Origin of the sequence: Klebsiella sp. CN_Kp097 (assembly GCF_040064495.1) — a bacterium.
Classification (GTDB): Bacteria; Pseudomonadota; Gammaproteobacteria; order Enterobacterales; family Enterobacteriaceae; genus Klebsiella; species Klebsiella aerogenes.
Map to the genome: position 1 here is coordinate 1010223 of NZ_JBEAIL010000007.1, position 14740 is coordinate 1024962.

Genomic DNA, 14740 nt, shown 5'->3' on the forward strand with positions numbered 1-14740 from the left:
ACGCTAACCTTATGATATGGTGGAAAACATGGGGAGAGACAGCATGTGGCAAGCTATTAGCAATTTGTTAAGCGAGCAGCACACTGACGGCGCTGAAATCGAACTGCGCAACGAGCTACCCGGCGGAGAGATCCATGCCGCCTGGCATTTACGTTTTGGCGGAAAAGATTATTTCGTCAAATGCGATGAACGCGAACTGCTCCCCATTTTTACCGCGGAGGCGGACCAGCTGGAGCTGCTCTCGCGCTGTAAAACCGTCAGCGTTCCGCAGGTTTTTGCCGTCGGCAGCGACCGGGATTACAGTTTTCTGGTGATGGAATATTTGCCGCCGCGACCGCTGGACGCGCATAACGCGTTTCTGCTTGGTCAGCAAATCGCCCATTTACATCAGTGGAGCGACCAGCCGCAGTTTGGCCTTGATTTTGACAACGATCTGTCGACGACCCCGCAGCCGAATGCCTGGCAGCGCCGCTGGTCAACGTTTTTCGCTGAACAACGCATTGGCTGGCAGCTGGAGCTAGCGGCGGAAAAAGGACTGCACTTCGGCGATATCGACAACATTGTCGAAAGTGTACAGCAGCGGCTCAGCAGCCATCAGCCGCAGCCTTCTTTATTACATGGCGACTTGTGGTCCGGGAACTGCGCGCTAGGGCCCAATGGGCCGTATATTTTCGATCCGGCATGTTATTGGGGCGATCGCGAATGCGATCTGGCAATGCTGCCTCTGCATCCGGAACAACCGCCGCAGATTTACGATGGCTATCAGTCGGTCTCGCCGCTGCCCGCTGGTTTCCTTGAACGGCAACCGATTTACCAGCTATACACTTTACTTAATCGGGCAATTCTGTTCGGCGGTCAGCACCTGGTCACCGCGCAAAAAGCGCTCGATGAAGCCCTGCAATAGGCGTAAAAAAAGGCCCTCAAAAGGGCCTTTTTCATCAGCGAGCTTAATCCATTTTTACGCCGTTTAAGCGGAATTTGATATTCATCGTCAAACCAGTGCCCGGCCTGCCTGCCTCGTAGCGCCATTTGCGCATCGCGGTTTTGACATCACGCTCAAACATATTGGCCGGCTTCGCAGAGAGTATCTGGATATTCTCCACCCGACCATCGGCGGTGACATCAAATTTCACGCGCACGTCACCTTCAATACGCAGCGCCTGCGCACGTTGCGGGTAAGACGGGTCGCCGCGTTTCAACGCTTTAGGACCGCTCGGCGCGGTGGTCATCGGTTTTGCCGTTGCCGCCGTGGTACTCGGGGCAGTACGCGCAGGCGCCGTATTGTTATTCTCAAACGGCGAGACCGGGCGCGGCTCAGCGGGCTTCACCTCGCGTTTCGGCTCGACTTTTTTCTCCGGCTTAGGCTTTGGTTTCGGCTTGGGTTTGGGCTTCGGCTCCGGTTTGTGGATAACCACTGGTGCCTCTTTTGGCGGCTCAGGCACCACTTCAGGCTCCGGTTCCGGCTCCGGTTCAACAACGGGTTCAACGACCGGCTGCGCCGCCTGCGGAGGCTCTAAATCCGCCGGCGCCACCATCGTGATTTCGATTGGCTGTGAAGGCGAAGGCTTTTCAATAACCTGATGTACCGAGGTATAAAGCAACCCCGCCACAACGGCACCGTGGATAGCCACGGACAGCAGCGTTGGCCACGGAAAGCGGCGAGGTAAATCAAGGGTCATTGCGCTCATAGTCGTTTCTGTTGAAAAATGATGCCCTGATTTTAAATGCAAATAGCAATCATATTCAATAAGACGTGTTATCTTGCATCAAATTTTGCCTCGTTTTGTGGAAAAAAACCGGCGTGCCGTGGCATGCTAAAGGCGTGCGCATCTTACATTGCTGCCCATAACGCTTTCACGTCACGTGATTTGCCTATTTTTTGATTAAGGAGCCTTGCCGTGCTTTACGTCATCTACGCAGAAGATATCGCCGATTCTCTGGAAAAACGCCAGGCGGTGCGCCCTGCCCATCTGGCGCGCCTACAACTATTACATGATGAAGGCCGTTTACTGACCGCAGGCCCGATGCCCGCGGTGGATAGCAATGAACCTGGCGCGGCAGGATTTAGCGGCTCAACGGTTATCGCAGAATTTGAATCGCTGGAAGCGGCGCAGTCCTGGGCCAACGATGACCCCTATATCGCCGCGGGCGTCTATCAGCACGTCTCGGTGAAACCTTACAAGAAAGTATTTTAGTTAAGCAAATTAGCTAGTTAATATCAGTAAGATATACCAATCATAATATAGCGATCATTCTGTAAAGGACGCATTTAGGTACACTAAGTGCAGAATGGTCGCCCTTCCTTGGATCCTCGATACGTCTTCTATACTTTCAGTCTGACCACTGGAGGTTGATATGTGCGGACGCTTCTCCCAGTCAATGACCCGTGAAGATTATCTTTCCTGTCTTGCCGATGAAGCCGATCGTGACATCGCATATGACCCGGAGCCGATTGGTCGATACAACGTCGCGCCCGGTACCAAAGTTTTGCTTCTGAGCGAACGCGATGAACAATTGCATATCGATCCTGTCTACTGGGGTTATGCGCCAGGATGGTGGGATAAACCACCTCTGATTAACGCACGCGTCGAAACGGCGGCCACCAGCAGGATGTTTAAGCCGCTATGGCAACATGACCTGGCGATCTGCTTTGCTGATGGTTGGTTCGAATGGAAGAAAGAAGGCGACAAGAAGCAGCCCTACTTTATCCATCGTGCCGATGGCCAGCCGATATTCATGGCAGCAATCGGAAGCACACCATTTGAACGCGGAGATGAAGCAGAAGGCTTTCTGATTGTCACCGCGGCTGCAGATAAAGGGCTGGTAGATATTCACGACCGCCGGCCGCTTGTACTTTCACCAGAAGCAGCCAGGGAATGGATAAGACAGGATACAGGAGGGAAAGAAGCCGAAGAAATAGCTGCAGACGGTTCCGTGTCAGTTGACCATTTTACATGGTACCCTGTTTCCCGGGCCGTGGGTAACGGCCAGAATTAATCGAGGCTATTGAGCGCCTATAAATTGATAACGTCCGAAATATGCCAGTAGCAGACATTGCTTTCCAGCGTTCATTGTCCTAAAAGTTAATGACCCAATGTAATCAGGACAATACTATGCTCCTTGAGAGACTTAAACGTCTCGAATGTTCTCTTCATGATAACAAGCGGAACGATCGGAAATGGCTTGAACATATACTTCATGAGGAATTTCGAGAGATAACGCGATCTGGCATGTTAGTTGATCGGGCAGAAACAATAGAGGCACTTTCTACTGAAGTTGATAGACCAATCATTCACAGTGACGAATTTAGACTTATCATCGTTAGAAATAATTTCGCAATATTGCATTACCGGACTTTTGATCCAGATGGTAGTAATGCCTCTCTTCGTTCTTCATGCTGGGAAATGAGTGGAAATGGCCAATGGCAAATGGTATTCCATCAGGGAACTCCTGAGTCAAGGCGTGTCTAGCTCCAAGTTGCATCGTCCGCTCCTCGCTCGCAGCGGACCTTCAGCTTGTATAACTATTCCGCTTCGTGCCAATGACCGACGTTATTTCTATCCAAAGCGCAGTAGAACGATTCTTTTATTTAAATGATATAGAGTATGTACGCTCACATTGGTTGTCTTAACCATTCACTTTGCTTGAGGGAAAAAATCAGACTCGGCGGTGCATCTTTCACATCATAAATCTCTTTTATATATTGAAACCCAGTTTTTTTTAGAACCTTCTGCGATGCCAGGTGGTTAGCTCTCACTACGGCGGATATCTCGGACAGATTTAACTTACAAAATCCATATTGGACAGAGTTTTTCGAGAACTCTGTCGCCAGACCTTTTCCCCATGCCTCTGTGGCGAAACGATACCCTAAATTATTAATTACTATATCCGCATAACTACGGATACGCAGCCCCCCAAAGCCAATGATTTTTTCCGGGCTATCCTTCAAAGAGATTGCCCAGTTTCCAAAACCGTGGGTTTCCCAGTGGTTAATCCAGTGAGCTAAAACAGTTTGAGCATGATGTATGTCAGGATAGGGCCCTGCGGGGTTAAAGGTGTTCGTAGCCGGGTCACCATAAATTCTGAAAAGGTCATCAAGGTCAGACTTCGTTACGGGGCGAAGATATAGTCGGGTAGATTGAAGTTGCAAAACAATTTCCTTACTACTAAAGAGCTCATCAGAATAGTTAGATAACTGTATATAGTGAATCACCTGACTTCGAGCAAATCACTGTATCTAAGCTTTTATTCCGGCACGCTTCATCAGTCGCCAGACCCGGTTCACTCCGCACTGCTGTCCGGTATCACGCACTTGCGATTGACCTGCCCCCAGGATTAGATACAACCTTCAGTTAGTAATGTCGGTTGGTGACCCGCTCCCCATATGTGATCCATTCATAATCAGGAATAACCGGCTTCATGTTGGCTGCATATTCTGCCAACCGGCAGACTTCTCAGCGAATTCGGATGGCGTCATCCAGCCCAGTGCAGAATGGGGACGCCTCTGGTTATAGTGTATGCGCCAGGCCGCGATTTTGCACTGTGCATCCTCCAGAGACATGAACCAGTTCTCGTTCATACACCCACTTGCCCAGCATTTTCCCTGCAAATTCAGAGCCGTTATCGGTTTTCAGCAACTGTGGTAAGGGACGTCTGAGCGCAATGGTGTTCAGCATCTCTGCGACCTCCGTTGAGTGCAGATTCTGGCCCACGCAGTTCCCCAGACATTCGCGTGTGTAGAGATCAATGACTGTCAGCAGACGTAACCGAAGCCCGTCAAATAAGGCATCAGAGACAAAGTCCATGCCCCAGACATGATTCGGATACAGCCCCTGAGGCTGGGACTGTCGGCGCTGTGCCGATTTATTCCGGCGTGGGCGTTTGAGACGCAGGGACAGCCCCTGCTCGCTGTAGAGTCGGTAAATGCGTTTATGATTATCCCGCAAGTCCTCCCGCCTGAGCATGACGTGAACCCTGCGGTAGCCATAGTGAACCCGGGTTTCGGTGATCTCCCTGATACGGAGGCGCAACGCACTGTCGTCTGCTGCAACAGAACAGTAGCGGAAAGAGCTGCGGCTGACCCGTAGCGCAAAACAGACCTGCCTCTCACTGGCTCCGTAGCGTGCCTGCTGGTCCCGGACCCATTCGCGCAGACGCGCTAGCGTCAGTTCTTTTTTGCCAGCACATCCTGCAGCATGGCCTTGTCGAGGCTCAGATCGGCAACCAGCTTCTTCAACCTGAGATTCTCTTCCTCGAGCTGCCGCGTGTGTTTCAGCTCCGAAGGAGAAATCCCGCCCTATTTCTTGCGCCATGTATAGAACGTGGCATCGGAAATGCCCTGCTTACCGCAGACCTCCGGCACGGACGTCTCCAGTTCAGCCTGCTTCAGGGCAAAAACAATCTGTTCTTCGGTGAATCGTGACTTTTTCATCGGCACCACCTCCGTTCAGGGAGTGTAGATCATGACGGCATTCTGTTTCTGAATGGTGCAGGATTTCGGGTCAGGGTCACAGCCGCAGTGTTCATGCAACCCTTCGTACCGGTATTGATCAACAGGTGGCCAATTCCGGGTTTGTTTCCTATTTTTTAAACCAGAACCCTTTCTTTAAGGCAATGAGGTCATGCTGAACACGTGGATCATCCTGATTTTGGCCATCGCGGCCGAAACCTTTGCAACAACCATGGTCAGAGCATCAGAAGGATTCACACGCCTGCTTCCTTCCCTTGGGGTCGTCGCCGGTTATGCCGTGTCATTTTACGGACTCTCTCAGGTCGTTAAGGTCATGAATCTGGGGATCGCTTACGCGATATGGGCCGGCCTGGGCATCTTTCTTGTCTCCATTTTTTCCTGGTTTCTCTTCGGCCAGAAGCTTGATCTTCCCGCCATTGCAGGGATGGGCTTGATACTGTCGGGGGTGGTGGTCATTCAGCTGTTTTCCTCCACCGTCACGCACTGATATTACCTGCAGGTACTGGATATGCCGAAACGTATACAGATTGCAGAAAAAAACTATCTTCCTGCCCTCATTATCTGGCCCGTCATTTATCTTATTCTGGCATTTATCTCTCTGAAACTGGACGATCCGCAAAATCGTGTAGCGATGGTCTGGTTTCCTGCCGGTGCTGCTGTCAGCGCTTTCCTTTCTCTGCCGCGACGATTCTGGCCCGCAATGTATATCGTGCTCTTTGCTGCCCGCGCAGGGATGGATCTGCTGATGCGCCATTCTTCGGAAACATCCCTGATACTTTCCCTGATTTCAGTCAGTGGTGACGTTACAGTAGCGCTGGCCGTACAGCACTACAGTCGTGGACAGGATGATTTTCGTAAGGTGTGTGTCTGGCTAATCAGTACTCTTATCATCAGCGCGCTGGCTGGTATGGCCGCAGCAGGATGGCTGTCTTCGCGTCATCCCGTGTCTTTTGCGGATACCACTGCTTTGTGGTGGGCGGCAAATGTCAGCGGCAACATCGTCGCCACTACCATACTGACAGGTCTGACATGGGAGCCAGCCCGGAAGGCAACGAGGGACGTCGTAAAGACCCTAGCCAGCGTGCTGTTGGTCGCGGTGATTGCCATACTCATTTTCTCTTCCCCTTCCGGGGAAGAGTCCCGGGCGGGGCTCATTTACGGACTGGCCTGCTTGCCGGTCCTGTTGACTGCTGTCGTCCCGGTCATCGCCGGTGCCCAAGCCGGCGCGCTGGCTTTTCTGGCACTGAGCATCGTTGTGGTTTCCTTTTCATGGCACCAGACAGGCCCCTTTTTTATTAATGGCCTGGATCCGGGCGAACCGCTGCTTCTCGCTCAGGGATACCTGTCCGGTACGGCCATCCTGACTATCTTTGTCCGGCTGTTACTGCGGTTGCCGGATAAGCTAAACGGTCCGGGGCGTAAGCAGATGCATCACGAAGAAACCGCCTTTCGCATGGATATCCGAAGTGGCCGGATCGACTGGGATCTGCAGGGAACACCGGTGCTGGCAGATACGGTGGCACACCTGCCTGACAGAAAAATCCTGCTCCAGAGCGTGGATACTGCTGTCAGGCAACAGTTAACATCACGCTGGGAACAGGCAATCCGCGGCCTGCCCGTAGGCGGATCGTTGATATTCCGGCTTACATTGCCGGGAGATGAACACGTAATGATCTGCGAGCGGGGACTATTCTTTTTGCCCGGTACAACAGGTGGATTCCTCGTCGGATACTGGTTACCCGCCAGTGGTCCGGTTTCCGTTATCCGTCCGGAGGACCACTGAATATGCTGCAGATTGCACTGCTTTTATGCGGCCGACGTTTTATCGGTGGCAACCGGTACCTTCTTACTGCTGCAGGTCTGATTTGGGGTCTTTTCGGTTTTCTGGTACTGGCGGACGGTATGCTGGGAGCACGCTATTTTCCGCTCGGACTTTTTGGCTGGTTTCTTTTGTGCGAGAGTCTGTTAACGCTTGTTGCGTCATCCGGTGCCACCGGGGCTAAGCGAGGAATTTATCTGTTTAAAGGTGGGATTATTGGAGCCGTGGCCCTGCTTATTCTGTCAGGATATTCAGGCAGTAATCTCCTCCTGGCTATCATACTGGGATTTATCTGTTTGTTGTCCGGCGCTTTTCAGGTTGCTGCCGCCTGGGTGGTTCGTTATCCGTACTGGAGACGCGCGCTGGCTGGCGGGATGTGTCAGATCCTGTATGCGGTATTCCTTTTCCAGCCCTATCCCACTCATCATGATGGAACGGTTCCTCAGTTCATCGGGGCGCTGATGCTGCTCAGTGCCGTTGACTGCATTCTGCTTGCTTTTCGGCTCCGAAGTCTGGCCCCGGGGGTGACTATTTTTGATGTCCAGTCTCCGGACAGCACAGGATACGCGCCGACAAATACAGAACCACAGCATCCCTGTCAGGAAGAAGTGGCGTTGGAAGCGACAGAGCTCCGTGTTCTGGTCTGGACACCGGAAGGTTCTGCTACTCAGGACACTCTCCCCCGGCCAGTGATGAATCGCTATATTGCAGCAGTGGATTCTGCCGGGGTCATTTCTACCGGACATGCCGCGCTGGAGATGCAGGATATCTATATCAGTCTTTACCCGGCAGTGGATATAGATCGGTCCCCTTCGGAGTTTTTTCGCACACTCCGGGCCGTACGGGAGAATAATGTACCCGGAAAATTTCAGGACAGTTACGCATCAGAGTCCGCCGCCTGGTGTGAAGCCGACAGACAGGTTTGTTTTCATACTTTCAACGCGGTATCGCTCCGGGCATTCACTACATACTATCGCCGCCAGGAAATATATAACCTTACCTGGCGAAATTGCTCCAGCAGTGTGGCATACGCACTTGAAGCCGCGTTAGATGGTGTGCTGTGCAACCGGAGCGGCTGGTCAGTTTTTTTACGGCTCTTCTTGCAGCCGGAGCTCTGGATCGCAGCACAACTCCGCCGCCGTGCCACTACCATGGCCTGGACACCCGGGCTGGTTCTGGATTATTCCCGCGCATTGCACGGGCTGGTTCACCCGGCCAGACTGAACTGGTTTCGCAAACCATGAGATGCGACAGCGTCAGGAAAAGGTGCTCCTTCCGGGGGGTAGAAGAAACATCACCGGCTTCTGACTCCGCCTCCCTTCCGAGCCCTGACAGAAACCGGTATACCTCAGGGTTGTCGGGTCGTGCCGACAAGTGGTGTCCTGTCAGGATGCTTGTTTCTGCCATCGCAACAGACGGTACTGTTACCCCAGCATTGTTCATACGGAAAACCGATCAGGGCTTCCATGACGGCACGAACATCCGCTGTGACATGTGAAATCTGGCCACCAGCCCGGATACGTGCCACCTCAGCAAGCACCACCAGATGTGCCTTCCGGTTCAGCTTCATCTGCGCGCTGAAATAAATCCCCGCGAGAGCCAGTGCAATCACACCGACGCAAAAGACCAGCGCAATAGCCATTACCGCACTTTCCGGCTGGGTTTGCGATTTAGACTGGAATCCATAGAAACTCAGGATCGCTCCCATAGTAAACACAATCACAGAGCGCACAAGTTTACCGGAGAAGGTCATCGTGCCGGCATAGATCCCCTCACGGCGGCGTCCGGTAAAGACTTCGTCAACATCAGCGAGAAAGGTATACACAGTCCAGGGAATGTAATACACCCCGCCCGTACCGATCCCGAAGACAACGGTAATCGCCAGCATCGCCGCAGTGGCATACTGTTGAGGTAGGTGGAAAAAAAAGAGCGCGGCATAACACAGTACGGAAAAAATAACGATACCCAGCGCAAGTATATAGGGCTTGCTGAACCCATGTTTTACGCAGATAGCAATAAAAATAGCTGTGGAAAAGAGCTGAAGTACGGAGTTCAGGCTGCTCAGTCCGGATACCATGGTCGGATCATACTGCAGGACAAAAATGATAAAGTAGGTAAAGACAGAAGCAAACAGCCACTCTGCCCCGAAGCCGCACAAATACATACCCAGATGTTTGCGAAAAACACGCAGTGAAAAAGTCGATCTCATCTCCCTCAGCAATGCCAGCATTGCATGGCTGAGCGTGGTGTTTTCTTCACTTTCCGGCGAAGCATCTGCGGCCGGGCGCTCCCACGAGTAATACCAGAGTGTCCCCATCGCCACACATAAAATCACCCCATATGTCAGGGCGGTGTAAAAAAATGGGGTGGCCGATTCTTTACCGTAAACAAGAATGAACTGGCCCGGAATGAAAGCGGCGAGAAAGTTGGCTACTTTACCAAAAATAGCTTTAAAACCAGTGAGTTTAGATCGTTTCGCGAAATCTGCGGTCATTTCAGTGGCGAGTGTTTCATAGGGCACCATGACAGAGGTGTAGATCAACTCAAACAACACATAGGTACAAAGGTAATACCAGAAACCAAATCCATCGATCCACAGCAGGGGGTAGACCATCATCAGGGGGATGCCCAGCAGAATGAAGAACCGGCGGCGGCCAAAGCGTTTACCGAGACGCGTTTTGCCGAAATTATCTGAAATATATCCCATGAGCGGATTGCTGATGGCATCAATAATACTGGCAACCGAAAAAATAGCCGAAGCCTGCAGCAGTGTCAGACCACAAAAGGTGGTGTAAAAGTAAAGTAACCAGATACCGGCAATAGCCAGTGCCCCGCTACCCAGCAAGTTACCCCCTCCATATGCGAGCTGATGCCTGAAAAGAACTGGTCTTTCTATCTTCATAACCCTGCCCTTTGTTATCAAACAAGAAACGAAATAGCGTTTTAGATTTTATAAGACTGTGTTTTATAGTCAGGATAGCCGTAAAGAAAGGTGAGTATGTTCACATTAAAAACATTGCTAAGGGCGCTTCTGAAGAAATTGTGACCGGGGTTACATTTCCATCATCGGTACTGGACATTCCCCCTCGACAGAAAAGATACTTTGTTTTTATTATTATGAAACACAATTTCATAATAAAATTTCCTTCTGTAATGCAGGGGCTAGTAATGGCTAAGGGTTCAACGATTCAGTTACATTTTCACCATTTCAGTGACCCGCATACCGGGGCTCGGATAACGCGTCTGACACCACCAGATGTGATATGTCATCGCAACTATTTCTATCAAAAAAGCTTTACATGTGACGGCAGTAAACTCCTGTTTGCTGCTGAATTTGACGGTCATCGCAACTATTACCTGCTGGACCGGCAAAAACAGACCGCCGTTCAACTTACACACGGTCGTGGTGACAATACTTTCGGTGGCTTTTTGTCGCCCGACGATCGCAGCCTTTATTACGTGAAAAACGAACGGGAATTACGTCGTGTCAGTCTGGATGATTACAGCGAACATACGATCTATACGGTACCGGAGGAATGGGTTGGCTATGGCACCTGGGTAGCAAACAGCGAATGTACGCGTCTGGTCGGTATCGAAATTGCCCGTGATGACTGGACACCGCTCACCGACTGGCAAAAATTCCGGACGTTTTATCTGCGTCGTCCGCATTGTCGCCTGTTGCAGGTGGATCTGCATAACGGTTCCACGCGGGTGATCCATGAAGCGAACGAATGGCTTGGACATCCCCTCTATCGACCTTACGACGACAGTACGGTGGCATTCTGTCATGAGGGACCTCACGATCTTGTGGATGCACGCATGTGGCTGGTCAACGAAGACGGGAGTAACGTACGCAAAGTGAAAACTCATGCGCCGGAAGAAAGCTGTACCCATGAGTTCTGGGTACCGGATGGTTCCGCACTCCTCTACGTTTCATACCTTAAAGGTCATTCCGAGCGTTACATTCGCCGCTTCTCACCACAAACCGGAGAAGACAGCAGCCTGATGACAATGCCGGCCTGCTCACATCTGATGAGCAATGCCGATGGCACGCTGCTGGTGGGTGATGGCTCGGGTACCCCGGTGGATGTACAGGATACCTCAGGGCATGTCATCGAAAACGATCCCTTTCTCTATCTCTTTGACACCCGAACCCGCCGCTATGCGCCACTGGCGACACATCAGAGTTCCTGGCAGGTGCTGGACGGCGACCGGCAGGTTACCCATCCGCATCCCTCTTTTTCACCCGACGACCGGGACGTGTTATTTACATCTGATTTCGAAGGCCTGCCGGCCCTTTATCTTGCACAAATACCGGATACTCTGGTCAGTTCACTTGGTAAGGAGTAACTATGTTTATTTTTAGGGACGAGACTTCGGAGGAAGATCTCGGTAACGGAGTACGCAGGCGGATTCTGGCGCACAGTGGTTCGCTGATGGCGGTCGAAGTACATTTTGAAAAGGGTGCTGTCGGGTCACTCCACCGGCATATTCACGAACAACTGACCTATGTGCTTTCCGGGCGCTTTGTGTTCACCATTGGCGATGAGACTCGTGAGGTGAAAGCCGGTGACACACTCTACAAACAACCGAATATCATACACGGTTGCGAGTGTCTGGAGGCCGGTATATTGCTGGATACTTTTACGCCACAGAGAGAGGATTTTCTGTAAGAGGCATGGTTTGACGTGGAGTCAGAGGAACCTGTAAAGAGGGGGAGAAGCCAGTGTGTAAGTATCCCGCATAATCGTGCCATTCATAAATGCAAAATGACGAACGGCATCGCTATTCTCTGCGCAGGTCCTGCAGCAGTGTTCCGTATTCCGCGTGAATGACGCTGGAAAATTCACGAATGTAAGCCACCGGGTCCGCTGTCTTGTGCCTGTCCGGTATCACGCACTTGCGTTAACCATAGACGCAGCCAGACTCAAGCCAGAACTGTTTGATCTGCCCGGTCAGCATCTGGTCTGTCTGGAGACGGCGGATCCCGGCCTGAGCATCTGACTGTTCATTATGAGTGGAAGAATCCGGACCGTACTTCTTTATCCAGGCCTAAAGATTGTGAGTGGTGATATCGAGACGTGTTGCAACACTGGAAACAGAATGACCACGATCAACAACCTGTTTGACTGCTTCAATTTTAAACTCTTCAGAATAACGCTTACCGCTCATGGGCACCTCTCTTTAAGTCATCTTCAGTGACCCTGAGGTGTCTGTTAAACCCGCGGCGATTCACGCTGCCTTTAATTTTTACTCTCAAAATTCAGAGAAGGTGAACAGCAAAGCATGACGCTGCCGTTTTACCAGGCACTTCCTGATTGAAAGAATCCGCATGTTGCGGCGCGATTGGGCTTCCAGCCAGCGCGATTTACGGCGACTTACTTGTCTAAGCATGCGCCAGCGCCCTACTTCCGTTCTACTACGCTTCATTGCTACTACTCTACGAGTGAAAAACACGCCCCATTATAAACCGATGAATCTGTCTGACCATCGCTTTCGCTGCGTTTTTATTTGCCAGATGGATGTTGATGCGTAAACTCATGGCATCGGGCTATTCAAAAGGATTTTTCATCTATGACAACCTTTTACACGGTCGTAAACTGGCTGGTCATTCTGGGGTACTGGCTGCTGATTGCCGGCGTTACATTACGTATTTTAATGAAACGCCGTGCGGTGCCGTCCGCCATGGCATGGTTGCTAATTATATATATCCTGCCGCTGGTGGGAATTATCGCCTATCTTTCCTTTGGAGAATTGCATCTTGGCAAACGGCGCGCCGAGCGCGCGCGCGCCATGTGGCCCTCTACCGCCAAATGGCTAACGGACCTGAAAAGCTGCAAGCATATCTTTGCGCAAGAAAATAGCCCGGTTGCCGAATCGCTGTTCAAACTCTGTGAACGTCGCCAGGGGATCGCCGGCGTTAAGGGTAACCAACTGCAGTTGCTAACCGAATCCGATGACGTGATGCAGGCGCTGATTCGCGATATTCAGCTCTCACGACACAATATTGAGATGGTGTTCTATATCTGGCAGCCCGGCGGAATGGCCGATCAGGTCGCCGAGTCGCTGATGGCCGCCGCGCGCCGCGGCGTGCATTGTCGGCTAATGCTTGATTCAGCCGGCAGCGTCGCCTTCTTCCGCAGCCCGTGGGCGGCTATGATGCGTAACGCTGGTATCGAGGTGGTTGAAGCGCTTAAAGTTAATCTGATGCGCGTGTTCTTACGCCGCATGGATCTACGTCAGCATCGTAAAATGGTGATGATTGACAACTATATCGCCTACACCGGCAGTATGAATATGGTCGATCCGCGCTACTTCAAACAAGATTCCGGCGTCGGTCAGTGGGTCGATCTGATGGCGCGAATGGAAGGCCCGGTGGCTACGGCAATGGGGATTGTCTACTCCTGCGACTGGGAAATTGAAACCGGCAAGCGAATTTTACCCCCGCCGCCGGACGTCAATATCATGCCGTTTGAAGAGGCTAACGGGCATACCATTCATACTATTGCTTCCGGCCCCGGCTTCCCGGAAGATTTGATTCACCAGGCGTTGTTAACTGCGGCTTATGCGGCGAAAGAACATCTGATCATGACCACCCCCTACTTCGTCCCCAGTGATGATCTGCTGCACGCCATCTGTACCGCAGCCCAGCGCGGCGTCGAGGTCAGTATTATTATGCCGCGCAAAAACGACTCCCTGCTGGTAGGCTGGGCCAGCCGCGCCTTCTTCACTGAACTGCTTGCTGCTGGGGTGAAAATTTATCAATTCGAAGGCGGCCTGCTACATACCAAAAGCGTGCTGGTAGATGGCGAACTGAGCCTGGTCGGTACTGTTAATCTTGATATGCGCAGCCTGTGGCTCAATTTCGAGATCACGCTGGCGATCGACGACGTGGGCTTTGGCGGCGACCTGGCGGCGGTGCAGGACGATTACATCTCCCGCTCGCGCCTGCTGGATGCAAAACTGTGGGCCAAACGACCGCTATGGCAGCGGATCGCAGAGCGACTGTTTTACTTCTTCAGCCCGTTGCTGTAAAACGTGCCCATCAGATGCTTAACGGGTAGCAATCATGGATATGGATTTAAACAATCGCCTGACCGAAGACGAAACGCTTGAACAGGCCTACGATATCTTTCTTGAGCTGGCGGCCGATAACCTCGACCCGGCGGATATCATTCTTTTCAATCTGCAGTTTGAAGAGCGCGGCGGCGCCGAACTGTTTGACCCAGCGGAAGACTGGCAAGAGCATGTCGATTACGACCTCAATCCAGATTTCTTCGCCGAAGTCGTTATTGGCCTGGCCGATACCGATGGCGGCGAGATCAACGATATTTTCGCTCGCGTTCTGCTATGCCGGGAAAAAGATCACAAGCTGTGCCACATTCTGTGGCGCGAATAAGCATTAAGCTAATGCGCCTGTAGAAAAGCCTGCCGACGGTAACATCGGCAGG

15 protein-coding genes and 2 pseudogenes are annotated in these 14740 nt (G+C 51.8%); 11 read left to right on the forward strand and 6 right to left on the reverse strand.

The features are described 5' to 3' along the window. Positions 1–43 precede the first annotated feature (43 nt). Positions 44–904, forward strand: a complete 861-nt coding sequence (locus ABLV07_RS15295; protein WP_015705109.1) for a fructosamine kinase family protein — start codon at positions 44–46, stop codon at positions 902–904. A 43-nt stretch (positions 905–947) separates the two neighbouring features. On the opposite strand, the gene tonB is transcribed toward ABLV07_RS15295, so the two are convergent. Then, entirely contained in the window at positions 948–1688 is a 741-nt protein-coding gene (gene tonB / locus ABLV07_RS15300; protein WP_015367050.1) for a TonB system transport protein TonB, read from the reverse strand. A gap of 210 nt (positions 1689–1898) precedes the next feature. Between tonB and ABLV07_RS15305 the strand changes: the two genes are divergently transcribed. From ABLV07_RS15305 to ABLV07_RS15315, 3 genes are all read left to right on the forward strand, one after another. Further along, complete coding sequence (locus ABLV07_RS15305; protein ID WP_015367051.1) at positions 1899–2195, forward strand: YciI family protein; 297 nt, start codon at positions 1899–1901, stop codon at positions 2193–2195. Between the two features lie 160 nt (positions 2196–2355). Further along, positions 2356–2997, forward strand: a complete 642-nt coding sequence (locus tag ABLV07_RS15310) for an SOS response-associated peptidase (protein ID WP_032714311.1) — start codon at positions 2356–2358, stop codon at positions 2995–2997. Positions 2998–3113: 116 nt separating this feature from the next. Further along, complete coding sequence (locus ABLV07_RS15315) at positions 3114–3470, forward strand: nuclear transport factor 2 family protein (RefSeq protein ID WP_071596089.1); 357 nt, start codon at positions 3114–3116, stop codon at positions 3468–3470. 143 nt (positions 3471–3613) lie between these two features. Here the strand turns inward: ABLV07_RS15315 and ABLV07_RS15320 are convergent, their stop codons facing one another. Together ABLV07_RS15320 and ABLV07_RS15325 are read right to left on the reverse strand one after the other, a co-directional pair. Further along, on the reverse strand, positions 3614–4150 hold the full coding sequence (locus ABLV07_RS15320; RefSeq protein WP_020079101.1) for a GNAT family N-acetyltransferase: 537 nt from the start codon (positions 4148–4150) through the stop codon (positions 3614–3616). Positions 4151–4417: 267 nt separating this feature from the next. Continuing rightward, positions 4418–5431 (reverse strand): annotated as a pseudogene (locus ABLV07_RS15325) (IS3 family transposase). A 190-nt stretch (positions 5432–5621) separates the two neighbouring features. Between ABLV07_RS15325 and ABLV07_RS15330 the strand changes: the two are divergent. From ABLV07_RS15330 to ABLV07_RS15340, 3 genes are read left to right on the forward strand one after another with little or no spacing between them, the layout of a single operon-like run. After that, positions 5622–5957: an SMR family transporter gene (locus ABLV07_RS15330; protein ID WP_045367424.1), complete on the forward strand. Its 336-nt coding sequence runs from the start codon at positions 5622–5624 to the stop codon at positions 5955–5957. A 21-nt stretch (positions 5958–5978) separates the two neighbouring features. Continuing rightward, the gene (locus ABLV07_RS15335) at positions 5979–7253 is read left to right on the forward strand and encodes an MASE1 domain-containing protein (RefSeq protein WP_020079103.1); all 1275 of its coding nucleotides are present in this window, start codon (positions 5979–5981) and stop codon (positions 7251–7253) included. A 2-nt stretch (positions 7254–7255) separates the two neighbouring features. Continuing rightward, positions 7256–8533, forward strand: a complete 1278-nt coding sequence (locus tag ABLV07_RS15340) for a hypothetical protein (protein WP_015367057.1) — start codon at positions 7256–7258, stop codon at positions 8531–8533. 104 nt (positions 8534–8637) lie between these two features. Here the strand turns inward: ABLV07_RS15340 and ABLV07_RS15345 are convergent, their stop codons facing one another. Further along, entirely contained in the window at positions 8638–10191 is a 1554-nt protein-coding gene (locus tag ABLV07_RS15345; RefSeq protein ID WP_045362740.1) for an MFS transporter, read from the reverse strand. A 266-nt stretch (positions 10192–10457) separates the two neighbouring features. On the opposite strand from ABLV07_RS15345, the gene ABLV07_RS15350 reads away from it, so the two are divergent. Both ABLV07_RS15350 and ABLV07_RS15355 read left to right on the forward strand, forming a co-directional pair. Then, entirely contained in the window at positions 10458–11639 is a 1182-nt protein-coding gene (locus ABLV07_RS15350) for an oligogalacturonate lyase family protein (RefSeq protein WP_348853531.1), read from the forward strand. Positions 11640–11641: 2 nt separating this feature from the next. Further along, a complete protein-coding gene (locus ABLV07_RS15355) occupies positions 11642–11962 on the forward strand; it encodes a cupin domain-containing protein (RefSeq protein ID WP_020079107.1) in 321 nt (106 codons plus the stop codon). A gap of 235 nt (positions 11963–12197) precedes the next feature. On the opposite strand, the pseudogene ABLV07_RS15360 reads toward ABLV07_RS15355, so the two are convergent. Both ABLV07_RS15360 and ABLV07_RS15365 read right to left on the reverse strand, forming a co-directional pair. Next, positions 12198–12461, reverse strand: a pseudogene (locus tag ABLV07_RS15360) (transposase); the annotation flags it as partial. A gap of 84 nt (positions 12462–12545) precedes the next feature. After that, a complete protein-coding gene (locus tag ABLV07_RS15365) occupies positions 12546–12719 on the reverse strand; it encodes a YciY family protein (RefSeq protein WP_086538044.1) in 174 nt (57 codons plus the stop codon). A 144-nt stretch (positions 12720–12863) separates the two neighbouring features. Between ABLV07_RS15365 and cls the strand changes: the two genes are divergently transcribed. After that, positions 12864–14324, forward strand: a complete 1461-nt coding sequence (cls, locus tag ABLV07_RS15370) for a cardiolipin synthase (RefSeq protein WP_015367063.1) — start codon at positions 12864–12866, stop codon at positions 14322–14324. A gap of 34 nt (positions 14325–14358) precedes the next feature. After that, entirely contained in the window at positions 14359–14688 is a 330-nt protein-coding gene (locus ABLV07_RS15375; protein ID WP_015367064.1) for an HI1450 family dsDNA-mimic protein, read from the forward strand. Positions 14689–14740: the final 52 nt, after the last annotated feature.

Coding starts and splice junctions, on each gene's coding strand:
- ABLV07_RS15295 (WP_015705109.1), top strand. CDS start 44: ATGTGGCAAGCTATTAGCAATTTGTTAAGCGAGCAGCACACTGACGGC.
- tonB (WP_015367050.1), bottom strand. CDS start 1,688: ATGAGCGCAATGACCCTTGATTTACCTCGCCGCTTTCCGTGGCCAACG.
- ABLV07_RS15310 (WP_032714311.1), top strand. CDS start 2,356: ATGTGCGGACGCTTCTCCCAGTCAATGACCCGTGAAGATTATCTTTCC.
- ABLV07_RS15315 (WP_071596089.1), top strand. CDS start 3,114: ATGCTCCTTGAGAGACTTAAACGTCTCGAATGTTCTCTTCATGATAAC.
- ABLV07_RS15330 (WP_045367424.1), top strand. CDS start 5,622: ATGCTGAACACGTGGATCATCCTGATTTTGGCCATCGCGGCCGAAACC.
- ABLV07_RS15335 (WP_020079103.1), top strand. CDS start 5,979: ATGCCGAAACGTATACAGATTGCAGAAAAAAACTATCTTCCTGCCCTC.
- ABLV07_RS15340 (WP_015367057.1), top strand. CDS start 7,256: ATGCTGCAGATTGCACTGCTTTTATGCGGCCGACGTTTTATCGGTGGC.
- ABLV07_RS15345 (WP_045362740.1), bottom strand. CDS start 10,191: ATGAAGATAGAAAGACCAGTTCTTTTCAGGCATCAGCTCGCATATGGA.
- ABLV07_RS15350 (WP_348853531.1), top strand. CDS start 10,458: ATGGCTAAGGGTTCAACGATTCAGTTACATTTTCACCATTTCAGTGAC.
- ABLV07_RS15355 (WP_020079107.1), top strand. CDS start 11,642: ATGTTTATTTTTAGGGACGAGACTTCGGAGGAAGATCTCGGTAACGGA.
- ABLV07_RS15365 (WP_086538044.1), bottom strand. CDS start 12,719: ATGAAGCGTAGTAGAACGGAAGTAGGGCGCTGGCGCATGCTTAGACAA.
- cls (WP_015367063.1), top strand. CDS start 12,864: ATGACAACCTTTTACACGGTCGTAAACTGGCTGGTCATTCTGGGGTAC.
- ABLV07_RS15375 (WP_015367064.1), top strand. CDS start 14,359: ATGGATATGGATTTAAACAATCGCCTGACCGAAGACGAAACGCTTGAA.